Origin of the sequence: Agarivorans sp. OAG1, from assembly GCF_037076485.1 — a bacterium.
Classification (GTDB): domain Bacteria; phylum Pseudomonadota; class Gammaproteobacteria; order Enterobacterales; family Celerinatantimonadaceae; genus Agarivorans; species Agarivorans albus.
Genome location: NZ_AP028990.1, coordinates 1,839,223 through 1,862,759, shown reverse-complemented (window position 1 = coordinate 1,862,759; position 23,537 = coordinate 1,839,223). Strand labels below are relative to the sequence as shown.

At 43.2% G+C, this 23,537-nt stretch carries 20 protein-coding genes; 11 read left to right on the top strand and 9 right to left on the bottom strand.

Annotated features, from left to right (window positions below; all coding sequences use genetic code 11):
- Positions 1-8: 8 nt before the first annotated feature.
- Entirely contained in the window at positions 9-677 is a 669-nt protein-coding gene (gene pspA / locus OAG1_RS08740; RefSeq protein ID WP_338625786.1) for a phage shock protein PspA, read from the bottom strand.
- 171 nt (positions 678-848) lie between these two features.
- On the opposite strand from pspA, the gene OAG1_RS08735 reads away from it, so the two are divergent.
- From OAG1_RS08735 to OAG1_RS08710, 6 genes are all read left to right on the top strand, one after another.
- Positions 849-1,829: a sigma 54-interacting transcriptional regulator gene (locus OAG1_RS08735; protein WP_338625784.1), complete on the top strand. Its 981-nt coding sequence runs from the start codon at positions 849-851 to the stop codon at positions 1,827-1,829.
- Positions 1,830-1,901: 72 nt separating this feature from the next.
- A complete protein-coding gene (locus OAG1_RS08730; RefSeq protein ID WP_338625782.1) occupies positions 1,902-3,500 on the top strand; it encodes an ABC transporter substrate-binding protein in 1,599 nt (532 codons plus the stop codon).
- Positions 3,501-3,503: 3 nt separating this feature from the next.
- On the top strand, positions 3,504-4,469 hold the full coding sequence (locus OAG1_RS08725) for an ABC transporter permease subunit (RefSeq protein ID WP_338625780.1): 966 nt from the start codon (positions 3,504-3,506) through the stop codon (positions 4,467-4,469).
- A complete protein-coding gene (locus OAG1_RS08720; RefSeq protein WP_152781047.1) occupies positions 4,456-5,343 on the top strand; it encodes an ABC transporter permease subunit in 888 nt (295 codons plus the stop codon). Before OAG1_RS08725 ends, OAG1_RS08720 begins: the two co-directional genes overlap by 14 nt.
- A complete protein-coding gene (locus OAG1_RS08715; RefSeq protein ID WP_016402617.1) occupies positions 5,343-6,350 on the top strand; it encodes an oligopeptide/dipeptide ABC transporter ATP-binding protein in 1,008 nt (335 codons plus the stop codon). Before OAG1_RS08720 ends, OAG1_RS08715 begins: the two co-directional genes overlap by 1 nt.
- Positions 6,343-7,122 (top strand): ABC transporter ATP-binding protein, encoded by a 780-nt coding sequence (locus OAG1_RS08710; protein WP_016402618.1) that lies wholly within the window; start codon positions 6,343-6,345, stop codon positions 7,120-7,122. Before OAG1_RS08715 ends, OAG1_RS08710 begins: the two co-directional genes overlap by 8 nt.
- Positions 7,123-7,131: 9 nt before the next feature.
- On the opposite strand, the gene OAG1_RS08705 is transcribed toward OAG1_RS08710, so the two are convergent.
- Positions 7,132-7,995 carry a PEP-CTERM/exosortase system-associated acyltransferase gene (locus OAG1_RS08705; RefSeq protein ID WP_227981214.1) on the bottom strand — a complete coding sequence of 288 codons (864 nt, stop codon included), beginning with the start codon at positions 7,993-7,995 and terminating at the stop codon, positions 7,132-7,134.
- Positions 7,996-8,289: 294 nt separating this feature from the next.
- On the opposite strand from OAG1_RS08705, the gene fabV reads away from it, so the two are divergent.
- Positions 8,290-9,492 carry an enoyl-ACP reductase FabV gene (fabV, locus tag OAG1_RS08700; protein WP_152781049.1) on the top strand — a complete coding sequence of 401 codons (1,203 nt, stop codon included), beginning with the start codon at positions 8,290-8,292 and terminating at the stop codon, positions 9,490-9,492.
- A gap of 52 nt (positions 9,493-9,544) precedes the next feature.
- On the opposite strand, the gene OAG1_RS08695 is transcribed toward fabV, so the two are convergent.
- The 6 genes from OAG1_RS08695 to OAG1_RS08670 form a co-directional block, all read right to left on the bottom strand.
- Positions 9,545-9,904 carry a DUF2850 domain-containing protein gene (locus OAG1_RS08695; protein WP_016402622.1) on the bottom strand — a complete coding sequence of 120 codons (360 nt, stop codon included), beginning with the start codon at positions 9,902-9,904 and terminating at the stop codon, positions 9,545-9,547.
- A gap of 67 nt (positions 9,905-9,971) precedes the next feature.
- On the bottom strand, positions 9,972-11,840 hold the full coding sequence (locus OAG1_RS08690; RefSeq protein ID WP_338625771.1) for a SurA N-terminal domain-containing protein: 1,869 nt from the start codon (positions 11,838-11,840) through the stop codon (positions 9,972-9,974).
- A gap of 84 nt (positions 11,841-11,924) precedes the next feature.
- Positions 11,925-12,197, bottom strand: a complete 273-nt coding sequence (gene hupB, locus OAG1_RS08685; protein ID WP_016402624.1) for a nucleoid-associated protein HU-beta — start codon at positions 12,195-12,197, stop codon at positions 11,925-11,927.
- Between the two features lie 212 nt (positions 12,198-12,409).
- Positions 12,410-14,758 (bottom strand): endopeptidase La, encoded by a 2,349-nt coding sequence (gene lon, locus OAG1_RS08680; protein WP_163133485.1) that lies wholly within the window; start codon positions 14,756-14,758, stop codon positions 12,410-12,412.
- Positions 14,759-14,883: 125 nt separating this feature from the next.
- Positions 14,884-15,405, bottom strand: a complete 522-nt coding sequence (ruvC, locus tag OAG1_RS08675) for a crossover junction endodeoxyribonuclease RuvC (RefSeq protein WP_338625766.1) — start codon at positions 15,403-15,405, stop codon at positions 14,884-14,886.
- Positions 15,406-15,411: 6 nt separating this feature from the next.
- Positions 15,412-16,155: a YebC/PmpR family DNA-binding transcriptional regulator gene (locus tag OAG1_RS08670; protein WP_338625764.1), complete on the bottom strand. Its 744-nt coding sequence runs from the start codon at positions 16,153-16,155 to the stop codon at positions 15,412-15,414.
- A gap of 395 nt (positions 16,156-16,550) precedes the next feature.
- Between OAG1_RS08670 and OAG1_RS08665 the strand changes: the two genes are divergently transcribed.
- The 3 genes from OAG1_RS08665 (at position 16,551) to OAG1_RS08655 (ending at position 20,727) form a co-directional block, all read left to right on the top strand.
- Positions 16,551-17,015, top strand: a complete 465-nt coding sequence (locus tag OAG1_RS08665) for a hypothetical protein (RefSeq protein WP_338625762.1) — start codon at positions 16,551-16,553, stop codon at positions 17,013-17,015.
- Complete coding sequence (locus OAG1_RS08660; protein ID WP_016402629.1) at positions 16,984-18,177, top strand: hypothetical protein; 1,194 nt, start codon at positions 16,984-16,986, stop codon at positions 18,175-18,177. Before OAG1_RS08665 ends, OAG1_RS08660 begins: the two co-directional genes overlap by 32 nt.
- A gap of 75 nt (positions 18,178-18,252) precedes the next feature.
- Complete coding sequence (locus tag OAG1_RS08655; protein ID WP_338625760.1) at positions 18,253-20,727, top strand: EAL domain-containing protein; 2,475 nt, start codon at positions 18,253-18,255, stop codon at positions 20,725-20,727.
- Positions 20,728-20,796: 69 nt separating this feature from the next.
- Here the strand turns inward: OAG1_RS08655 and aspS are convergent, their stop codons facing one another.
- Complete coding sequence (aspS, locus tag OAG1_RS08650) at positions 20,797-22,557, bottom strand: aspartate--tRNA ligase (RefSeq protein ID WP_338625758.1); 1,761 nt, start codon at positions 22,555-22,557, stop codon at positions 20,797-20,799.
- Between the two features lie 247 nt (positions 22,558-22,804).
- Here aspS and cmoA point away from each other — a divergent pair, with 247 nt between their 5' ends.
- Positions 22,805-23,533 carry a carboxy-S-adenosyl-L-methionine synthase CmoA gene (cmoA, locus tag OAG1_RS08645; protein ID WP_338625756.1) on the top strand — a complete coding sequence of 243 codons (729 nt, stop codon included), beginning with the start codon at positions 22,805-22,807 and terminating at the stop codon, positions 23,531-23,533.
- Positions 23,534-23,537 lie beyond the last annotated feature (4 nt).

The following is a 23,537-nucleotide window of genomic DNA, read 5'->3' as shown; positions in this document are numbered from 1 at the left end:
AAATTCTCCTATTTTTGCTCTAACTTGGCTTTAAGCTTGTCTAGCTCGTCGGCAATTTCAGCGTCAGCACTTAACTCAGCAAATTGCTTGTTTAAGTCAGGGTTGTTATCGCCTTCCTTACCAAATACTTCTGCGCGCGCTTCAAGTTGATCGATCTTAGCTTGAAACTGTTCAAATTTTTCTCGCGTTTTTAACGCGCGTTCGTTATCTAGCTGCTGTCTTACTGCATGGCGGTTTTTGGCTGTGGTTTGACGAGCTAATAAACCAGCTTGACGATTTCTTGATTCGCTTAATTTAAGCTCTAGCTGCTCAATCTCTTGCTGCAACTGCAACAAACTATCGTCCACTAAGCCTAGTTCTTTTTGCTGCTGCTTAATTGACTCTTGTAAGTGTTTTTTCTCAACTAATGCCAAGCGTGCTAAATCTTCTCGCTCGCGGCTTAAGGCAAGTTCAGCTTTATCCTGCCAATCTTCAGCTTGCTCTCCTAAATGCTCAATTTTACGTATCAGCTGTTTTTTATCGGCCAATACTTTTGCTGTACTAGCACGCACTTCCACCAAGGTGTCTTCCATTTCTTGAATGATAAGGCGTAGCATCTTTTGCGGATCTTCAGCTTTATCCAACATGGTGCTGATGTTGGAGTTAATAATATCTGTTAAGCGGCTAAACATTCCCATGGGGACTCCTAATAATGTCGAATAAAAATCAATGTATGTTTTCGAGATAATTGTTTACAAGTCGCATGCCAAGTTATCAAGCAACTGATATTTATGACTTTTATAGATAAATGACAAAACTCAATAATGACTATATAGTTATATCAACCAACTTTTAGTCAGAGAGACCAAATGGATTCCCCTAGCCTATTAGGTAAGGCACCTAGTTTTTTGGAGGTGTTAGACAAGGTATCACTCTTAGCTCCGCTAAACCGACCCGTTCTGGTTATTGGTGAAAGGGGCACCGGTAAAGAGCTGATTGCTGAACGCTTACATTTTTTGTCGGAGCGCTGGGACAAACACTATTTAAGCTTAAACTGCGCAAGCTTGAACCCAAACTTGATTGAGTCTGAGCTATTTGGGCATCAAGCCGGCGCATATACCGGGGCATCTCAACAACGTATTGGCCGATTTGAACAAGCAGATAAAGGCACCTTGTTCTTAGATGAACTGGCCAACATGCCAAATGAAGTGCAAGAAAAGCTATTACGCACTATCGAATACAACAAAATTGAACGCCTTGGCAGTAATAAATCAATTGAGGTAGATGTTCGATTAGTGTGTGCCACTAACCAAGATCTGCCAGAGTTAGTAGAGCAAGGGGATTTTAGAGCGGATTTGCTAGACCGATTATCTTTCGCGGTGATTACCTTGCCGCCATTACGCCACCGCGTCGAAGATATTCAACTATTAGCCGAGCATTTTGCTCACAAAATGGCTAGAGAGCTCAATTTTTCCCAGGTCCCTAGTTTTAGCCCAACGGTGCTAACACAATTAAATGATTATTCTTGGCCTGGCAATATTCGTGAACTTAAAAACGTTGTAGAGCGAGCGGTGGTAGAGAACAGTGATAACCAAGGTTTAGTTGATGCATTAAACCTAGACCCTTTTGCTTCGCCATGGCGCCCACTAAAGCAAGCTCCACAAGATTCGCCAATTGGATCCAAGCAACTCGATTTTAATCAACAAGTGGCCGACTTTGAGAAGCAATTAATTAGTGAAACCTTAGCAAACCATCATTACAAACAAACAGCCAGCGCTAAAGCCTTACAGATCAGCTACCATCAACTAAGGGGTTTGATCAAAAAACATCACATTAATACTCAAGGCTAAGCCTTTCATTGGTTGAGATAAGCAGATGGTTAATGGTAAATTATCAAGCAGTTATCAGGATATCAGCTTCTCATGAATGCATTCTCAATTGGCACAGTGATGTGTCTGGCTTTTTTGCTACTTGGCTGTGACCAGCAAAAAGACGTAAAAAAGCTTGGTTTAGTCTATTGTACCGAAACCGCACCGCATACTTTTAATCCACAACTTGAAAGCTCAATCAATGCGATTGCGGTGACATCGCGACACCTTTATGACCGCTTAGTTGAAGTTGATCCCATTACTCAGCAACTGGTTGGCGGTGTTGCTAATAACTGGCAGGTAAGCGAAGACGGGCTGCGTTATCGTTTCTATTTACGCCAAGGTATTCATTTTCATAAAACCGATTACTTTAGCCCATCGCGCAACTTAAATGCCGATGATGTGATGTTGAGTTTCGAACGCATTCTAGATCCCGAACATCCACTTTACATCTTGGCTAACGGCGATTATCCCTTTTTCAATAATATTGGCTTTGGCAGCAATATTCGTAAACTCACTAAGCTGTCTGATAGCAGTGTTGAATTTGAGTTAAAGCGACCAGATGCGGCATTTTTGGCAAACCTGGCCAGCGACTATGCTGTAATTCTATCAGCTGAATATGCCGATAAACTCAGCCAATCAAACCAACTTGTGCTGCTCGATCAACTGCCCATTGGCAGCGGGCCGTTTTATTACGTTAACCAGCGTAAAGACCACTTTATTCGATACTACCGCCATTGGTTACACTGGCGTGGTGCGCCGCCGATGCAGCAGTTGGTATTTGATATAACCCCAACCTCTTCTATTCGCTTAGCCAAGTTGCTCACCGGTCAATGCGATATTATGGCGCAGCCAGCAGCAAACCAGCTTGAAGTGCTTAAAGCCCGTGAAGAACTGTTGGTCTCGGTGCAGGCTGGACTCAATGTTTCTTACTTAGCATTCAATACTCAAAAGCCTCCTTTTGCCGACGTACGAATTCGCCGAAATGTAGCTGGGCTGGTAAATAAGCAGCGGATTCTAGACTCGGTCTATTTATCAACTGCAGACATTGCCAATGGCGTGCTTTCTCCTTCTTCTTGGGCTTACCGCCATCAATCTCGTTCACCAGAGCAAGACCACCTGGTTTACCCCTACATTGAAAAAGCCAAGCAACAACCCATAGAGTTATGGGTATTAAATGAAGCTAAAAGCTATAACCCACAACCACGAAAAACGGCTGAATTAATCCGAAACGATTTGGTGAATGATGGCTATCAAGTCAACGTGCGCCTGTTAGATTGGCAAGTATTACGCCGTTATTTGCGCGCGCCAGAAGTAAACTACGATTTATTATTGGTTGGCTGGTCTACCGATAACAGTGACCCCGATGACTTTTTCAGACAGCAATTCTCATGTGATGCGGTAGAACAAGGGTATAACTTTAGCCGTTGGTGTAATGGCCACTTTGAACAGCTACTCAATGCTGCAACCGCTTCTCCGCGCCTTGCCGACCGAGTAAGAAACTATTACAAAATCCAAAAAATAATCGAACAAGATGTGCCTATTTTACCTTTAACCCATGCATTAAAAATGTATTCCTATAATGACAGCGTTCACGGTATTACTTGGAACCCATTTGGAGGCGTTTCGTTCAACAACGCCTATAGGAAGTAAGCCATGCTCCGATATTTGATTCGCCGCATTAACCTACTGGTGATTACTTTCTTAATCATCAACTTGATTGCTTTTATTTTTCAGCAGAATCAAAACCTGTTAGTTGAGTCCGATGATTTTTGGTTTAAACAATACGCATTGTTTGTTTTGCAAAATATCAATGGTGACTTGGGTGTATCCAGCATTAGCGGCAAGCCGGTATTTGATGAACTGGTGAGTTTTCTCCCTGCCACCTTAGAGCTTTGTTTTTCTGCTTTTTTGCTGTCGTTTATTATTGGGATACCGCTAGGTACCTTAGCCGGAATTTACCATCAGCACTGGATTAGAAACCTAATTTTAAGTGTGACAATGGTGGGTTACAGCATTCCGGTCTTTTGGCTTGCGCTACTCCTAGTCATGAACTCCTCGTTAATACTGGGATGGTTCCCCGTATCAGGGCGTTATGACTTGCTGTTGGAAATTCCTCAAGTAACCGGTTTTGGCATTATTGACGTGATGTGGTTAGAGCCTCAAGCCCGCTGGCCAGCACTAATGAGCATATTAAGCCACTTAGCTTTGCCTACCCTAGTACTGGCTGTAGTGCCCACTACAGAGGTTATTCGCCAGCTATCCAACTCTATGGCTAAAGTAATGAGTGAGAATTACATTAAAGCCGCTGCTACAAAGGGCTTGTCGAAATGGCAAATAGTCACTCGCCATGCCTTACACAACGCGCTCCCCCCTATTCTTCCTAGCTTAGGTTTGCAATTTGGCAACGTGCTAACTATGGCAATGGTGCTAGAAGTGGTATTTGCGTGGCCGGGCATTGGGCGTTGGTTGATTTCAAGCATCTATCAGCAAGACTACATTGCCATTCAAGGTGGCATGTTAGCTGTAGCAACCTTAGTGATTATCACCTTTGTTTTAACCGATTTGTTTACCGCACTCATCCACCCACTGCGTCGAAGAGAAGTTTATGCTCAGCACTAATGTATTTTCTGAAACGACTATTTCCAGTGCCTTGCAGCAGGTACTGATCCGTTTTAGAGATAACTCTGTTGCGATGGTTGGTTTTTGGGTGTTACTTGGCTTTTTAGTGCTGGCCTTGTTCGGGCCGCTGATTGCGCCCTACCCACTGGATTATCAAGGTGACAACTTATTACAACCTCCATCTTGGAATCAACAGGGCCATGTAGACAACTTTCTAGGCACTGATGACTTAGGCAGAGATCTACTCAGCCGCTTAATCTATGGTTGCCAATTAACCTTTGGTGGCGGCTTTATAGTAGTAACGCTTGCCGCTTTAATTGGTATTCCCGTAGGCATTCTTTCTGGCATGAGCCGTGGAATTAAATCGAGCGTGCTACACCACGTAATGGATACCGCGTTATCGATTCCTTCCCTGCTAATTGCAATTATGGTGGTGTCTTTTCTCGGAACCGGCTTAGAGAATACATTGATTGCGATTGCCCTAGCGCAGATCCCGCAGTTTATTCGCTTTACCTATATTGCCGTTTCAAGCGAAATTCAAAAGGAGTACATTACGGCGATTCGCCTAGATGGTGCTACTAACTACCGTATTTTGAAAAATGGAGTGCTCCCTAATATTGCTGACTCAATTGTCTTTCAAATTAGTCGCAGCTTTTCCTCATCACTTATCGATATTACCGCCCTTGGATTTATTGGCATTGGAGCTCAGGCGCCACTACCAGAATGGGGCGCCATGTTAGGTGGAAGTAAAGATTTACTCTTTTCTGCGCCTTGGACAGTGACCCTACCCGGCTTCGTCATCATGACCAGTATTCTTAGTGTGAATATGGTAGGTGAAGGTTTACGCCAAGCGATGATTCAAGGAGTCGACTAATGGCTTTACTAGATATTCGCAACCTAACTATTGAAATCAACACACCCGCAGGAATAGTTAAAGCGGTAGATCGAGTTAGCCTTACCATGGCAGAGGGCGAAATAAAGGCCTTAGTCGGTGAGTCTGGTTCAGGCAAAAGCTTAATTGCCAAAGCATTATTAGGGGTTACGAAACCCAGCTGGACCATCAAAGCCGACCGCATGCGCCTGGGTGACGTAGACCTAATGTCCTTAACTACCCGCCAACGGCGCAAAGTGCTAGGCCATGAAATTGCGATGATATTTCAAGAACCTAGCTCATGTTTAGACCCCTCGGAAGAGGTTGGTAAACAAATTGAGGAAGCCATTCCCTGCCACAATATTAAAGGTGGATTTTGGCGACGTTTCCAGTGGCGAAAAAAGCAAGCGCAAGCCTTACTGCATAAAGTAGGTGTTAAAGATCACCACAAGGTAATGCGCAGCTACCCTTATGAGCTATCGGATGGGCTTTGCCAAAAAGTTATGATTGCCATGGCCATTGCAGGGCAGCCTAAGTTATTAGTTGCCGATGAACCAACTACAGCCATGGAAGTAACCACAGCCAGCCAAATATTACGCTTATTACACAAACTAAATAAACTGAATAACACCGCCATTTTGTTGATTAGTCATGACTTAAACACACTGTCCGACTTAGCTGACACCATCAGCGTAATTTATTGCGGCCAAATGGTAGAAGTGGGTCGTTCTGATCAAGTGGTAGGAAGTTCTAGGCACCCTTATACCTCAGCTTTACTTAGCTCAGCACCACAATTTAATAAACCTTTTGAGCGCAAAGCATTTTTACCTGGCCTACCCGGCTCAATTCCCGCTTTACAACACTTGCCGATTGGCTGTCGACTTGGCCCGCGTTGCCCAAAAGCGCAGCGAAAATGTGTTACTCAACCCAAACTTAAAAAGGTGAAAGGTCATCAATATGCTTGCCACTACCCTTTAAACTTAGAGAAAAAGGTAAGCAATAATGGCTAATTTGCTGCACGTAAAAAACTTATCTCAACACGTTTATGTTCACAAAGGTTGGTTGAGCAGGCAACGTTTTGCAGCCATCGATGACATAAGTTTCGAGCTAAACATGGGTGAAAGCTTAGCGATAATTGGTGAATCCGGTTCTGGTAAATCTAGCTTGGCAAAAGTATTAGCAGGCATCAACAAACCGAGTAACGGGGATATTTTTGTTAACGGCGAGGCTTTAAAGTTTGGCGACTACACCCGCCGGTGCCGCTTAATCAGAATGATATTTCAAGACCCAAATAGCTCGCTCAACCCGCGTTCTAACATCGGTCGAATTTTGTCTGCACCACTTATTCTGAATACAGCGCTGTCGCAACAAGAGCAACAGCAAAAAGTAATTGCTACCTTAAAATTAGTGGGTTTATTAGAAGAGCACGCCGAGTTTTTCCCCAGTATGCTATCTAGTGGTCAAAAACAGCGTATTGCGGTTGCTAGAGCGTTAATTTTAAGCCCCAAAATCATTGTTATTGATGAAAGCATTGCAGCCCTTGATGTCTCGGTGAGAGCGCAAATCATTAACCTATTACTAGAGCTTCAGCAACGATTTGCAATCAGCTATATCTTTGTATCCAATGACTTAGGGTTAGTTAGACATTTTTCAGATAAGGTACTGGTGATGCAACAAGGCAAAGCCGTAGAATTTAAGCATACCGAAGAGTTCTTTACTCAGCCCGAACACGAGCTGAGTCAACGACTGATAAATGCCTATCAAAATGCCTTTCGTAAGTAGCGAAAGGTATTAAGAATTACCTCGATACAGAATACTTTCTTGCGCCCCCACCACTTGTGACATAGAAAGAGAAGCATTAACTTCGCGCTCAATCATATCCATTAATGGCCTTAAGGTAATGGGCAAATCACTGCGGATCTTTTCAGCAGTAATATAGTATGGCGCGCGTTGTCCATGGTACTCAACAACAGGGCCAATTTGTTGAAATTTAATGCCCAACAGCGCGGTGCTTCGAGCTAAGCGAGGCTCCATCATCACATAAGCATGTTTGATATTATGGCGCTCTACCAACACTGTAGCGGCTAGATACATACTGGCGGTGATAAAAGGAAAGCAGCGCAACTCTTCTTCATAGAGCTCGTTGATGTTAATCCCGCCCACCGCTGAGTCTTTAAATTTGTCGGCTTTACGTCGTCTAAATGTTGCTCTTAATGCTAAACGGGAAATTTCACAAACGTCTTCTCGAGCAAAATTTTGCGGATGTAATTCCTCATCGGTAATAGCACCTTCGCAATATTTTTCCAGAGGTAGTAATTGCTCGCCTGACGGGGCCACAACTCGTACGGTACTAGCGTAGGTATTTGAAGACTTGTGTCGCACTAAGCAATAATCAGAGTAATCGTCAAATTCATCGCGTTCAACTTTTTGCGGGTTAACCGGCTCAAAGCCTAACTCTTCACAATAAACATCGTGACGAAGGTGATAGACACTTTCTACATCTTCGTCGCTGAGCGCAACAAGTGGATGAAAATAGGTTTCATAATGCTTGGCAATCTCTGCAGCTTTCTTTTTAGCAGCATGCTGGGTGGTTTTACTGGTGGGTAAACCAACCACCTTTCCTTTAATGCTGGTCGGCAATATTTTACTTTTCAAAAGCTTAACCCTTATTCCCTTAAGTGTCTTGAGTCTTATTTTTTTATCGCGTTATGTTATTGATACTACCTAAATAAGATAATGTATAGTTCTTTTGATAATAAATTTACATCGCCTAAGATAGTGTCTATAAACTAACGACACAATAAAACTTAATTCCTCCCTATTTAACTGCTCTGATCAGCTAGGCTAAATGCAACTTTAGCGGTAAACATGCTAGAATCACTGCATTTTTTAGCGCTATAACATTCATGTATTCAGCGCCTTATTATCGGACACCTTAAAGGAATTAGTATGATCATCAAACCCAAGATCCGAGGCTTTATCTGTACCACCACTCACCCGGTAGGCTGTGCGGCTAATGTACAAGAGCAAATCGATTACACCAAACAGCAAGGCAAAGTAAGCAATGGTCCTAAGCGAGTATTGGTGGTTGGTTCTTCAAGCGGATATGGTTTGTCATCGCGCATCGCGGCAGCTTTTGGTAGCGATGCCGCAACTATTGGCGTGTTTTTCGAAAAACCAGCCACTGAAAAGAAACCTGGTACTGCTGGTTGGTACAATGCTGCTGCATTTGACCAAAAAGCGCATGAAGCCGGCCTTTATGCTAAAAGTATCAATGGTGACGCATTCTCACATCAAGCAAAACAAGCCGCTGTTGACTTAATTAAACAAGATCTTGGACAGATTGACCTTGTGGTTTACTCGCTAGCCTCTCCAGTTCGTAAATTACCTGACAGCGGAGAACTGATTCGCTCTAGCTTAAAACCTATCGGTGAAACTTATACAGCAACAGCTGTTGATACCAATAAAGATACCATTATCGAAGCAAGCGTTGAGCCTGCAACCGAGCAAGAAATCGCTGATACGGTAACGGTAATGGGTGGTGAAGACTGGGAGCTTTGGATTAAATCCTTAGATGAAGCCGGCGTGCTAGCGGAAGGTTGTAAAACCGTTGCCTACAGTTACATTGGCACCGCGCTAACTTGGCCAATCTATTGGGATGGTGCCTTAGGTAAAGCGAAAATGGACCTAGATCGCGCTGCAACAGCTCTTAATGAAAAACTAAGCAGTAAGCAAGGCTCAGCCAACGTTGCAGTGCTTAAGAGTGTTGTTACCCAAGCAAGTTCCGCAATTCCTGTGATGCCTTTATACATCTCGATGGTTTTCAAAATCATGAAAGAACAAGGTCTGCACGAAGGCTGTATGGAGCAAATCTATCGTTTATTCAATGAACGTTTGTACCTAGAAGGTGAACAAGCTCCTGTAGATGAGCAGAATCGTCTGCGTTTAGATGATTGGGAATTACGTGAAGATATTCAACAAGCTTGTGTTGACCTATGGCCACAAATTACCACCGAGAACCTGAAAGAACATACTGACTATGAATACTATAAAGCGGAGTTTTTGAAGCTATTTGGCTTCGGCGTTGAAGGTGTTGATTACGAAGAAGATGTTGCAACAGCAGTGCCGTTTGAAGTAGTAACCTTAGACTAATAACTAGCTTAACAACCACAAAAGCCCTTAACAGTTGCTGTTAAGGGCTTTTTTAATTAATTCTTTGATAACGAATACGCCCTGCTCTTGGCAAGTATGCATCCAATGTTTGACCATCTTTTGAAATGCGGTATTCAATCACTTTATCCGCTGAGGTCACCACCACGCGATTACCATTTATCTTGTATTTGGTCGCTACCCGGCTGCCAGATTTAACTTGGCCATCCTCTGAGAATACAAGGCGTTCTTTCTTGCCATAAAAATCATGCTCTGCTTCCCAAGTACCTACAATAGGATTTACTTTAAGCTCAGGCTCTATGCCAACCAACTCTGGATAAGCAAAGTAAACAAAAGACGTCACGCCTAAACCGATACCAAGAAGTGCTATAAGCAGCACAATGGATTTCTTCACATTGTTCTCCAAAACTAAAAAAGGACGTAAAACGTCCTTTTTTCAGTATCTTACGTAAGCACTAAGCTTACAACAAGTTTTGGATTTCTGCTTTGCTTTTTAAGACATCAATCAATACTTGATAACTTGCTTCAGTTTTAACATTGCTAAGTTGTTGTAACCATTGATTAGTTTCACTGGCATCAACGGTTTCTGCTTCGTTAACTGCTGTTAATTGAATAACCAGTTGGTCACCGCTCATCGTAGTAATGCGGCTCGCTACTTTTTGCTCTGAAGGTTTTGCCATCATAAATAAATGACGTACCACTTGAGGCTCAAAGTCTTGGCTATCACGAGCTACCTTAAACTTAGAATCCAGTTTAAGTTGCTGCTCATACAACAAAGCATCTATGCCTTCACCACTCTCAAGCGCAGCAATTAGGCTATCTGCATAATCTTGTGCGGCCTTTGTTGAACGAGACTGAGTAAGTGCAGTGTTAATTTGTGCTTTAACCTCTTCATAAGGTTTAACTTCTGAAGCTTGGTGAGCCATAACACGAACAACAATTGAACTGTTGTCTGACAACTGGATTGCATCACTATTTAAGCCTTCAGCGATGAAGTCTAAGTTAAATAGTTGATTAATTACCTGAGGCTCGCCTAAGGCACCATTAGCACTAGCGCGAGTTAAACCTTTAACAGTTTCAACTTCTAAGCCCGTTTCGCTAGCAACATCAACTAATGAATCTGGAATTTCGAAAGATACTTCAGCAAGACGCTGAGCTTGCTCATAGAACGCATCTTGTGCTTGTTCTTGTTGCAGGCGCTGACTAATTTGCTCTTTCACTTCTTCTAAAGGTTGCGCTTGAGATTCTTGAACATCTAGCAATTTAATAAGGTGATAACCAAACTCTGTTTTAACAACTTCACTTACGTCACCGTTATTAACAAGTGCGAATGAAGCAGCATCGAACTCAGGAGCCATTACGCCACTTTCAAACCAATCTAGTTCACCACCTTCCTGACCACTAAAAGTATCTTCAGATTCAGCAGCGGCTAGCGTAGCAAATTCTTCACCTTGATTGATTTTAGCTAACAGCTCTTCAGCTTTAGCTTCATCAGCAACCAAAATATGGGCAACTTTACGCTTCTCTGGTTGTGAATAAGTTAACTGATTTGCATCGTAAAATTGTTGAATGTCTTCTTCGCTAACTTCTATGCTTGCAGCAATTTTCTCGGCATCAACTACGATGTACTCAACATCTACCGACTCTTCAGTACGGAAAGTGTTTTTACGTTCTTCGTAGTAAGCCAGTAAGTCTTCTTCGCTTGGCGCTTCTTGGTTAGCAAACTTAGCAACAGGAACCGTAACGTAGCGCACGTCACGAGTTTGTTGATTTAGCTTAACCAGCAACTCAGCTTCACTTGGTAGCGCAAACTCACTACCTAACAAAGCTTGCTGCAATTGACGACGGGTTAAGTCGTTGCGAATCATATCGCGAAATTGAGCAGGTTGGAGGTTGGCGCGGTAAAGAACAGCTAAGTAACGCTCGTTATCAAAACGACCATCAACTTGGAATTCTTGCATGCCTAAAATTTGTGATTTAACTTGCGCGTCGCTTACGCGTAAACCATAGCTTTCTGCAGCTTGGTCTAACAAGCGCTCACCAATCATTCGGTCTAATACGTTGCTTCTAAACTGGGCCATGTAGCTTGGGTCAGCAGCTAGTTGATTAAACGCAGCACCAAATTGGCTTTCTAAGCGGGCACGCTCATTTTGATAAGCTTGATCAAACTCTGCTCGGCTAATGGACTCACCATTAACTTCAGCTGCTAATTGCTCACTAGGGCTTGCGATGTAGCTACCTACACCAGCCAGAGCGAAAGATAATATGACCAAACCTAGGATGATTTTGGCTACCGGACCTTGGCTTCCTTCACGGAGCTTTTCCAACATGCTTAATTACTCTTTACCACATTAAATAATGAAAAAGCGCATCGAATGGATGCGCCTTTGACAGATCGCAATTGCGTCTGACAGTTAGTTTACAGCGTCTTTTAACGCTTTACCTGCTTTAAACGACGGTACGTTAGCAGCGGCAATTTGGATCTCTGCACCAGTCTGAGGGTTACGACCAGTACGGGCTGAACGTTCTTTAACTTGGAAAGTACCGAAACCTACCAAAGCAACGTTGTCGCCTTCTTTAAGTGTATCTGAAATCGCGTCAATGAAAGAATCCAGCGCACGACCTGCAGCGGCCTTAGAAATGTCAGCGCCTTCAGCGATTTTGTCTACGAGTTGAGCTTTATTCACAATTGGTTCCCCTTGTTGTTATTCCTTTTCTTCTCACCGCAGGGAAGCTTCCCTAATAATCGCGGCTCAGAATGAGGTTCGTCAGTCTACATTTAGTTAAAATATACCATCAATATTGTTATCAACGGCTTCCTTGCCAGCCTTAGGCTATAGCCCTTGAACAAGGCTGGCAAGTACTATTTCACCATTGAATATCGTTTATTTGCATTGACTCAAGCTTTTACTTCAAAGCCTTCAGGATTTTGCTCTAAAGCCGCTTCCAGAACCTGCTCAATCCAGCGAACTGGAATGATTTTAAGGTCGCCAATAACATTTTCTGGTATCTCTTCTAAATCACGTTCATTTTCTTGTGGAATAAGAACGGTTTTAATTCCGCCGCGATGCGCAGCCAATAGCTTCTCTTTCAAGCCACCAATCGGCAATACTTCACCACGTAAGGTAATTTCACCGGTCATCGCGACTTCAGCTTTTACCGGATTGCCGGTTAGGCTAGAAACTAAAGCAGTACACATTGCAATACCGGCACTTGGGCCATCTTTTGGTGTTGCACCTTCCGGTACGTGTACGTGAATATCACGTTTCTCATAGAAGTCGCTGTTAATGCGCCACTTATCCGCGCGGGCTCTGACCACAGTCATGGCTGCTTGAATAGACTCTTGCATCACATCACCAAGAGAACCGGTATAGCTAAGTTTACCTTTGCCTGGCACCGATGCTGTTTCGATAGTTAACAAGTCACCGCCCACTTCAGTCCAAGCAAGGCCTGTTACCATACCAACACGGTTGTTCTCATCGGCTTTGCCATAATCACAACGCTGCACACCAAGGTACTCACTGAGGTTATCTTGGCGTATTTCTACTTTCTTGGTGTCTTTGTTTAGCAAAATTTCTTTTACTGCTTTGCGACACAACTTTGAGATCTCACGCTCTAAGCTACGCACACCAGCTTCACGGGTGTAGTAACGAATAATGCCAATGATAGCGCTATCTTCGATAACTATTTCGTGCTCTTTCAAACCATTGCGCTTGATCTGTTTGCTAATTAAGTGCTGTTTAGCAATATTGAGTTTTTCGTCTTCGGTATAGCCCGACAAACGAATCACTTCCATACGGTCAAGCAATGGACCAGGAATATTCATTGAGTTTGAGGTAGCAACAAACATTACATCTGATAAGTCGTAATCGACTTCAAGATAATGATCGTTAAAGCTATTGTTTTGCTCTGGGTCTAATACTTCTAGCAATGCAGAGGCAGGGTCGCCGCGCATGTCAGATGCCATCTTGTCAATTTCATCAAGCAAGAATAGTGGGTTCTTCACCGCCACTTTAGACATTTTTTGAATCAACTTACCCGGCATAGAACCAATATACGTTCTACGGTGCCCGCGAATCTCAGCTTCATCACGCACGCCACCTAAGGCCATACGTACGTACTTACGTCCGGTTGATTTGGCGATAGATTGGCCCAGTGAGGTTTTACCTACACCTGGAGGACCTACCAAACAAAGGATAGGACCTTTAAGTTTGTTGACTCGGCTTTGCACTGCCAAGTATTCCAAAATACGTTCTTTTACTTTCTCTAAACCGTAATGGTCTTGATTAAGCACCTGCTCGGCTTTGGCTAAATCACGCTTCACTTTTGAGCGTTTAACCCAAGGAACACTAAGCATCCAATCAACATAACCGCGCACTACAGTGGCTTCTGCCGACATTGGCGACATCATTTTAAGCTTGTTGAGCTCGGCAAGCGTTTTCTCTTTTGCCTCTTCAGGCATTTTTGCTTCATCGATGCGTTGAGAAAGCTGCTCAAACTCGTCTTGACCATCTTCCGACTCACCCAATTCTTTTTGGATGGCCTTCATTTGCTCATTTAAGTAATACTCACGCTGGCTTTTTTCCATTTGCTTTTTCACACGTCCGCGGATCTTTTTCTCAACGTGTAGCAAATCGATTTCGGACTCCATCATTGCCATTAGGTATTCAAGACGTTCTGGAATACTGGCAATTTCAAGCACCGACTGTTTGTCTTCTAACTTGAGCGGCATGTGAGCAGCCATGGTGTCGGCTAAACGCGCCGCATCATCTATGCCAGAAACAGAAGTAAGCACTTCAGGCGGAATCTTCTTGTTTAGCTTGATGTAGCCTTCAAATTGGCTAATGGCAGAGCGCACCATTACTTCTTGCTCTTTTTCATCGGGCTGTGCAGATACTACATACTCAGCAGCAGCCACATAGTATTCTTCTTCTTGAACAATTTGCTCGAGCTTAGCGCGCTGACTACCTTCTACCAGTACTTTAACGGTACCATCAGGCAGCTTAAGTAATTGAAGAATATTAGCAACGGTACCTACTGTGTATAGGTCGTCAACCTGCGGGTCGTCATTGCTTGCGTCCTTTTGAGCCACTAGCAATACTTGCTTGTCTTGGCTCATTGCACTTTCTAAGCAACGGATAGATTTTTCACGACCAACAAACAATGGAATAACCATGTGCGGATATACCACCACGTCGCGCAGCGGTAATACGGGAATTTCGAAACGTTCTGAACGCTCTAAGGTCATGTCGTCCTCTTTACCTTAGCTAATAATCTCTATCAGCAATATATTGGGTCAAACTTGGTGGTTTCAATTAGTTACGCAGAATAATTCAAAAAAAACTTCTGACTGTTGTTTTTTCATACAATAAATTAGCGTAGTCGACGCCTCACTGTACCTCGAACTTTACCCGCCATACCAATTAAGCCTTGTCTGGTATGGCAATGACATAAAGCGACAGCAAGGGCATCAGCTGCGTCTGCTTGTGGGCTTGCCGACAAGTTTAGAAGTTGGGTCACCATGTGTTGAACTTGTGATTTATCTGCTGCTCCAGTTCCTACCACTGCTTGTTTTATTTGCCGCGCCGAATACTCTGCCACAGGCAAGTCTTGGCTTACTGCTGATACAATCGCCGCGCCACGAGCTTGACCAAGCTTTAACGCTGAATCAGCATTCTTGGCCATAAAAACTTGTTCTATGGCAAACTCGTCGGGCGAGAATTGAGTGATAATTTCACTCACTCCAGCGTGGATTTGTTTTAACCTGAGCGGTAAATCTTTTTCATTGGTGCGAATACAACCACTGCCCAAATACTCTATTCGTCCATGGGCTTGTTTAACAAGTCCGTATCCGGTGATCCGCGAGCCGGGATCAATGCCTAAAATAATGCTCACGGTTAATTAAAGCTGCGCTGCAACATCATCGGATATCTCGCCGTTGTGATAAACCTCTTGAACATCGTCATCATCTTCTAGCATGTCTATTAGCCGCAGCAGCTTAGGTGCGGTGTTTGCGTCTAGCTCGGCCTGTGTTGATGCAACCATGGTAACCTCAGAGTTAATAGCCACGATACCAGAGGCATCTAGTGCATCTTTAACTCCGCCAAACTCCTCTGGGCTCGTATATACATCAACGCTTCCATCATCGTGGCTTAGTACATCATCGGCACCAGCTTCCAAAGCCACCTCCATAATTGAGTCTTCGTCACTGCCTGCTGGGTAGGATATCACCCCTTTCTTTTCAAAAAGATATGAAACGCTACCATCGGTGCCAAGGTTGCCACCACTTTTGGAAAAAGCATGTCGAACACTTGATACGGTGCGATTGCGATTATCAGTCATTGTTTCTACTAAAACCGCTGTCCCTCCAGGCCCATAGCCTTCGTAGATAACAGTTTCCAACTGTTGTCCGTCGAGTTCACCAGCACCTCGTTGTACTGCACGATTAATGGTGTCGCGCGTCATATTGTTCGACAAAGACTTATCAATAGCGGCACGAAGTCTAGGGTTAGCATCGGGATCAGAGCCTCCCTCTCTAGCAGCTACTGTTAGCTCTCGAATAAACTTAGTAAACACTTTACCGCGTTTAGCATCTTGAGCAGCTTTACGGTGCTTAATATTGGCCCATTTACTGTGACCCGCCATCGAATTCCCCTAAGTTTGGTTTAACCAAGATGATAAACGCTAAGAATATGACAAGCCTAGGATTAATTAATTGAACAATGATCTAGCTCGATAAAGAGCTTTAAGACTGAAGACATAGACATGAAACAAACTAATCGGCCGTTTTAGCTGAAAGCACAAACCACATAAAGTGTAATGTCATTCATATATATTACATAATTATGAGATAACATTTAACTTAAGAAACACCCTTTCTATTGATAATTCTAATAAAAATAATAACAAGCCAAGACTTCCTGTTGGATATTTAAACAATGCTAAACAAAAAATCATTTAGCTTAACTTATTGAAAAAATTAGCCTATATTTAAAGACATAATCTTTAACACAATAGTTATGAGCTAACCACGGAAGGCTATGATTGTAATTTATTGGCGCAAATTATCTCAGTTTTTAAAACGGCAGGCGATTGCTGTAAAAATTGTTGCGTTATTCTCTTTAGTCAGCATTAGCATACCCATTCATGCCGAGGTGTGGCTACTTACTCACTCAAGCCAACAGGCTGAGCTAAGTGCTAAGCAGATCCGTGCCATTTTCTCACTAAGACAAAAAAACTGGCCTGATGGTCAAATCATCGAACTGGTCGTTATGGATGACAACAACGAGTTACATAAACAGTTTTGTTTAGACGCACTCAAATTGTTTCCCTATCAGCTAACCCGAATTTGGGAACGCCAAATTTACACGGGTACCGCTATTGCTCCAACCATCGTGAACTCTGAACAAGAAATGTTAGACACCATAAAAAATAATCCCAACGCTATTGGATACACCAGCCAAGAGGTGAGCAATGAAGAACTTCATTCTACTGTTGTTGACTAGCTTAAGCGTTGTCATTTTTCCCGCTCAGGCTAAAGGTAAACTCTCTTGGGGCGGCTTTGTGTCTGCCAGTTATATCGACGTAAACGCAAACAATTATTACGGTTATAACTCTGGTGATAGTGGCCCATTGTTCGAAGCAGGTCTTCGAGGCTTTTGGTATATCAACCCAAATTGGTCTGTTTCAGGATTAGTGATTGCCCAAGAGAGCGGCGATTGGTTCGAATCTGGTTTAGATGTAGATTATTTAAGCCTTAACTACAAAGTTCCTACAAACGAAGACTGGGAAGTTGGCTTTAAGTTTGGCCGTTTCAAAATTTCCAACGGAATTTATGGTGAAACCCGAGACGTGCCTTTTACTCGCCCCAGTATTGTACTGCCGCTATCGGTTTACCCGCACATCCTTAAAGAACAGAGTTTAAGGGCCGATGGCGTAAGGCTAGACTTAGACTATTTCACGCTAAGTGGCCAACAATACACATTCGCGGCATCCATTGGTAAAGAAGCCTTTGATGAAAGCTTTAGTCGGCGCTTTTTTGGGCAAGACCAAGGGGGCACTTTTGAAAGTGAGTGGAATAGTTCAATACACTTTTCAGCTCGCCCCAACGCCAATTGGTACTTGGGCCTAGAGTATCGTCGTTTAAAAATGCACTTAAAAGACTCGATAGATTTAGCGCCACCGGCTAGTCCGGTGCGTTTACCCTTCGATTTTACTATTGATACCGACCAATACATTGCTTCGCTGCAGTATTCGCAACAGCGCTACGAACTAACGGGTGAATTCACCATGCGACGTGGTGGTACTTATGCTGAAGGAAAAAACGATGCTGCTAAACCCTTAGCGCCAATTTTTGACGGCAGCATCGATATGAATGCCTATTATCTGCAAGGTATTTTCATTGTAAATCAGCAGTGGAATTTGCTCGCTCGCTACGATAACAGCCATTTTATCGATGATGACATTGAAACCAACTTGCGCGATCTCGAAGATTTTACCATTGGAGCAACGTGGAATTTCCATCGTAACTTTCAGCTAAAACTGGAACACCATTGGTTTGTAGGAACCTCAATGCTTCCCCCTGTTCGAGACCTAAACCCCACTCGAACCAACAATCCTGAACGGTATTGGCGCTTGTTTGCAATGCAACTAAGTTACCGCTTTTGATATTTCACTCTATGCTTAGTAAGTAAGCAATTAATTAGTCACTTATTGCCTTATGCTAAATCAATGGAATAGCCAATGAAGTTAAGCAAGTTCCCCTTGGTGGATCTAAAAAATCGCTACGTTAGCGTGCGACTAAAACTCACTTTGGTGCTCATTCTCGCGGCGGGCATTGTTGTCTCTATTTTTGGTTTAACCGCAATGGAGCACTATCAAAAACAACAAGCCCAATTAAAATTAAGCTATTTAGATAACTACGCTTTAGAATTCAACGACCAAATAGAACGCTTAAGCGATAGCATCACATACATTTTTGAAGCTCAAACCCTTCTGAGCCAAGCAGAAAGCATGCAAGACCTGGAACGTTACCTAAATAGGCAGTTACCAGATTTACAATGGTTAATGCCAATTGCTAACGGTTGTACGGTATTTGCCATAGATAATTATGCCTGTAGCGTACTTGACTCTCCTCCTCCCAAAGAGCTACTTGAACAAGTCACCTTGCGCTCTAAACCAATGCGCCTCATCGAATGTTTCGAAGTATGTCATTTATGGATTTCCCTGCCAATTAGAACCCGCAACGCGGAGCAAGGGGTTTTAGCCTTTCAACTTGAATTAGCAGATGCCTTAATTAACGTAACCCAGCGTGATGATATTGAGCTGGCGATAGTCGATTTAGACCGTCCTTTATACAAAAGCATATTGTTAGCCACCAATACTCAGGTATTAAGCCAGCAATGGTTCGACAGCGCCATAGAGTATCGGCATCACGACAATATGGAGTTTAAAGTAGAAGATAAAACCATTGTTGGTAAGCTCTACCCCATTAAAGACAGTTCAAATAGTACCCTTAAGTTGGTGATTCTAAAGGATTGGAGCGAACAAGTTTTCTTACAAACTCGCTTCGAAAACCAGCTAACTATGCTGCTATTGTTTACCATGGCCCTGGCCATTGCGATTGGCCTTTTGCTGATGCGCCGCCCACTGAGTAACCTGCGCTACCACACCGCCAGCTTACCGACTATTTTAGAGAACGAAAGCTACAAGCCACAAAACAAGTTACACCTATTTAATGATGAATTTGATTCCTTAGACCACATATCCATTGAGCTTGCCAACAGCTTTTCAGAAATGCGCTCAAGCATCGCGGCTAATACCAAAGTTCTTGAGAAAATGGCCATGGAAGATCCACTCACAGAGTTGCCTAATCGAACGGCTTTTTTGAAGCAACTTAGTGAAGCATTAGAAGAAGCAGCTAAGCAAGGCGAAGAGCTCAGCCTGATTTACATTGATCTCGACAACTTCAAAACCATTAACGATACCTTAGGCCATGACTTTGGTGATTTACTATTAGTACAAGTGGCCAAGCGCATTATGCGACTCAGTCAATTCGCTTCAAGTACGTTCCGACTTGGCGGCGATGAGTTCACTCTACTTATCAATCAAAAAGACAAAGACAGTGTATTGGGCTTTGCTTATAGCCTGGCTCAAGAGATATCTCGCGACATTACTATTTCCGGTATTTCGATGAAAGTGACTCTAAGTATTGGTATTGCCACCGCCAAGCAAGCCGAATACGAGCCGCAACTGTTAGTAAAATATGCTGACTTAGCCATGTATTCTTCAAAACGTAAAGGTAGGAACTGCTGCACCCATTTTGATATTGAATTAGCTCGTCAGAACGACATGGTGTTCACCATCGAGAACCAATTTCAAAATGCCATGAGTAACAATGAACTAGAGCTATACTTGCAACCACAAGTGTCTATGCAACACCAACGAGTCACCGGTTTTGAATTATTACTCCGCTGGAATCACCCTACTCAAGGTCTGATGAATCCCGGACAGTTCCTCGATACCGTTGAATCAGGCCGCCACATACTGCCGTTGGGTTACTGGGTAATCGACAAATCTTTAGCCTTGCTTGAAGAGCTTACAAGCAAGGGCTACGAAGAGTTAACCATTGCCTTCAATATCAGTGGCCGACAATTTGAAGATAAACACTTCGCTCAAAAACTCATCAGCAAATTTAAAACCGTAAACGTAGGCAGTAATTACCTAGAACTTGAAATTACCGAAAGTGTTGCAGTACAAAGCTACCAGCAAGTTAAATCCCAACTCAATGAAATTAGAGCCGCGGGTATTCGCGTAGCCTTCGATGACTTTGGTAAGGGCTTTACTTCACTCAGCTACTTAAGCAACCTAGCCTGTGACAAAATTAAGTTTGACCGTGAGTTTGGTCATAACGCCATTACCTCTGTGTCTACCCAAAATATTGTATTAAGTATGCGTACGCTAATGGACACTCTCGATTACGAAATACTGGTAGAGGGAGTGGAGACTCTAGAGCATGCCAATTGGCTAAAGAAAAATGGCTTTGACAAAGTACAAGGTTACTTCTTTGGTCGACCGCAAACTAAGCAAGAAGCCTTGGCCTTTTATCAACAATGTAACGAGAAAGGCGCATTATTGGATAAAGATGGCAATGTTTTGCACTTGCATCCCTTGTTCAAAATCCCTCAATCGCCGAGTCACTCTAGTCACAGTAGTTAACTGGTTTTTAAGGGTTAATCGATACAAAAAAGGCGAGCTAAATGCTCGCCTTTTTTACTTTGCTTAAAACTATTCAGGCAGTTTTACATTTAATGCTAACTCTTCGAGAGCTACCGGGTTAGCTGCACTAGGTGCACTAGTTAGCGGACAAGCCGCAGTGGCAGTTTTAGGGAAAGCCATCACGTCGCGAATTGAGCTTGCACCGGTCATTAACATCACTAAGCGGTCTAAACCAAAAGCTAAACCTGCGTGAGGTGGAGCACCGTACTGTAGAGCTTCTAACAAGAAACCAAACTTTTCTTGTGCTTCTTCATCACTAATACCTAGCACTTTAAAGGCCGCAGCTTGCATATCTTGTTTGTGAATACGTACACTACCACCACCAAGCTCACAGCCATTAAGCACCATATCATAGGCATTAGATAGTACACCTGCTGGAGACGCGGCCAGTTGCTCGGCCGATACACCAGCTACAGGAGCCGTGAATGGGTGGTGAATCGCGTGGAATTGACCATCCACCTCTTCAAACATTGGGAAATCGACAACCCAAAGTGGCTTCCACTCATCAGATACTAGGCCTAAGTCTTCACCCACTTTCAAACGAAGTGCGCCCATGGCTTCACATACAACGTTAGCTTTATCTGCGCCAAATAAAATCAAGTCACCATCTTGCGCACCACTGCGCTCAACAATGCCTTTGGCAACTTCTTCGTTTAAGAACTTAAGAATAGGAGATTGTAAGCCCTCAAAACCTGCAGCTAAGTCATTCACCTTCATCCAGGCAAGACCTTTAGCCCCATAAATCCCAACATATTTGCCGTAATCATCAATTTGCTTACGAGAAAGTGTTGCGCCACCCGGTACACGTAATACCGCTACACGGCCTTTTTCGTCATTTGCAGGGCCTGAGAATACTTTAAACTCAACATCTTTAAGCAAGTCAGCAACGTCTACCAACTGCATAGGGTTTCGTAAATCGGGCTTGTCTGAACCGTACAAACGCATTGCTTCTGCGTAAGTCATTTGCGGGAACTCGCCAAGATCTACGTCTAACATCGAAACAAATAGCTCACGAACCATTTGCTCAGTAACAGCCATTACTTCGTCTGAGCTCATGAATGAAGTTTCAATATCAATCTGCGTAAATTCCGGTTGACGGTCAGCACGTAAATCTTCATCACGGAAACATTTTACGATTTGGTAGTAACGATCCATGCCCGACATCATTAGCAATTGCTTAAAGATTTGCGGTGACTGAGGCAAGGCAAAAAACTGGCCTTTGTGAGTGCGGCTTGGCACCAAGTAATCACGCGCGCCTTCTGGCGTAGCTTTGGTTAGAATTGGCGTTTCAATATCTAAGAAGCCATTGTCTTCCATAAAACGACGAACAAAGCCGGTTACTTTGGCGCGGAACACCATACGCTCGCTCATTTCAGGGCGACGTAAATCCAAGTAGCGGTATTTTAAGCGCTGCTCTTCCGAGTTGTCTTGATTGCTATCTAACGGCAATGGTGCTGAACGGTTTAAAATCTCAAGCTCTAAACCTAACAACTCAACTTCACCAGTACGCATATCGCTATTTATCTGGCTATCTGGACGAGCACGCACACGACCTTTTAGTCGAACACAAAACTCATTACGCAAGCTATTTGCTGTGCTAAATACGTCTTCACGATCGGGATCAAACACCACTTGCACAATGCCTTCACGGTCACGTAAATCGATGAAGATCACACCGCCCAAATCACGGCGTCGATTTATCCAACCCACTAAATTTATTTCTTGATCAACTAGCTCTTTGGTTACTTGTCCACAGTAAACAGTGCGCATTTGGCCTTTCCCGTTTTACGTTTTAAAATTTCAGCGAATAATCATCTTGAGCAAAGCACTTGTTAGCTTTGTTCAGTGAAAGGGCGATAGTATAAAGGAAAGCGACTACAAATAAGAATAGTGATAGAGCAATAAATCTAGCGAAGGACTTAAATTTGCCAAAGACAAGCAGGAATTTGCTGGTTACAATAGCTCGCTTTACGATTATTAGCGCTTAATTCACACACGTTTTCTACGAGACTCCGCCATGCAAGGCAAAGATAAACTTTTCTCTCAACCCATTACTCAGCTGGGCGAATTTAAATTTGATGATCAAGTTGCGGAAGTATTCCCCGACATGATTCAACGTTCTGTGCCTGGTTACAGCAACATTATTTCCACCATTGGACACTTAACTGAACAGTTCCACCAGCCTAATAGCAAGCTGTATGATTTAGGCTGTTCTCTAGGTGCAGCCACACTTGCGATGCGCCGTGCGGTAAAACAAGAAAACGTAGAGATTATTGCCGTAGATAACTCACCTGCCATGGTTGAGCGCTGCCAAAAACATTTAGATGCTTTTCGTGGCTCTGTGCCAGTTGCCGTTATCTGCGAGGATATTTGCGATATTGAAATAAGTGAGGCGTCTGTAGTAGTACTTAACTTCACTCTGCAGTTTGTTGCCCAAGAACAACGTTTAACGTTGCTGAAAAAAATTCACAAAGGCATGAAGGCTGGCGGAATATTAATAGTGAGTGAAAAATTTCATTTTAGCCAAGCAAGTATTCAAGGCTTAATTAGCGAACTTCATCTAGATTTCAAGCGAGCCAATGGCTACAGCGAATTAGAAATCAGCCAAAAACGCAGTTCTTTAGACAATGTATTGGTACCAGATACCATAGAGCAACATAAACAACGTTTTGCTGACGCAGGTTTTTCGGCCAGTGAACTTTGGTTTCAGTGTTTTAATTTTGGCTCATTGGTGGCCATTAAGTAACTCT

What these genes read in the sequence shown, in the direction of transcription:
- OAG1_RS08730 (WP_338625782.1), top strand. Translation starts at nt 1,902, where the DNA reads ATGAATGCATTCTCAATTGGCACAGTGATGTGTCTGGCTTTTTTGCTA.
- OAG1_RS08710 (WP_016402618.1), top strand. Translation starts at nt 6,343, where the DNA reads ATGGCTAATTTGCTGCACGTAAAAAACTTATCTCAACACGTTTATGTT.
- aspS (WP_338625758.1), bottom strand. Translation starts at nt 22,557, where the DNA reads ATGCGCACTGTTTACTGTGGACAAGTAACCAAAGAGCTAGTTGATCAA.
- OAG1_RS08735 (WP_338625784.1), top strand. Translation starts at nt 849, where the DNA reads ATGGATTCCCCTAGCCTATTAGGTAAGGCACCTAGTTTTTTGGAGGTG.
- pspA (WP_338625786.1), bottom strand. Translation starts at nt 677, where the DNA reads ATGGGAATGTTTAGCCGCTTAACAGATATTATTAACTCCAACATCAGC.
- OAG1_RS08665 (WP_338625762.1), top strand. Translation starts at nt 16,551, where the DNA reads ATGATTGTAATTTATTGGCGCAAATTATCTCAGTTTTTAAAACGGCAG.
- OAG1_RS08725 (WP_338625780.1), top strand. Translation starts at nt 3,504, where the DNA reads ATGCTCCGATATTTGATTCGCCGCATTAACCTACTGGTGATTACTTTC.
- OAG1_RS08670 (WP_338625764.1), bottom strand. Translation starts at nt 16,155, where the DNA reads ATGGCGGGTCACAGTAAATGGGCCAATATTAAGCACCGTAAAGCTGCT.
- OAG1_RS08715 (WP_016402617.1), top strand. Translation starts at nt 5,343, where the DNA reads ATGGCTTTACTAGATATTCGCAACCTAACTATTGAAATCAACACACCC.
- cmoA (WP_338625756.1), top strand. Translation starts at nt 22,805, where the DNA reads ATGCAAGGCAAAGATAAACTTTTCTCTCAACCCATTACTCAGCTGGGC.
- lon (WP_163133485.1), bottom strand. Translation starts at nt 14,758, where the DNA reads ATGACCTTAGAGCGTTCAGAACGTTTCGAAATTCCCGTATTACCGCTG.
- OAG1_RS08655 (WP_338625760.1), top strand. Translation starts at nt 18,253, where the DNA reads ATGAAGTTAAGCAAGTTCCCCTTGGTGGATCTAAAAAATCGCTACGTT.
- OAG1_RS08720 (WP_152781047.1), top strand. Translation starts at nt 4,456, where the DNA reads ATGCTCAGCACTAATGTATTTTCTGAAACGACTATTTCCAGTGCCTTG.
- OAG1_RS08660 (WP_016402629.1), top strand. Translation starts at nt 16,984, where the DNA reads ATGAAGAACTTCATTCTACTGTTGTTGACTAGCTTAAGCGTTGTCATT.
- fabV (WP_152781049.1), top strand. Translation starts at nt 8,290, where the DNA reads ATGATCATCAAACCCAAGATCCGAGGCTTTATCTGTACCACCACTCAC.
- OAG1_RS08690 (WP_338625771.1), bottom strand. Translation starts at nt 11,840, where the DNA reads ATGTTGGAAAAGCTCCGTGAAGGAAGCCAAGGTCCGGTAGCCAAAATC.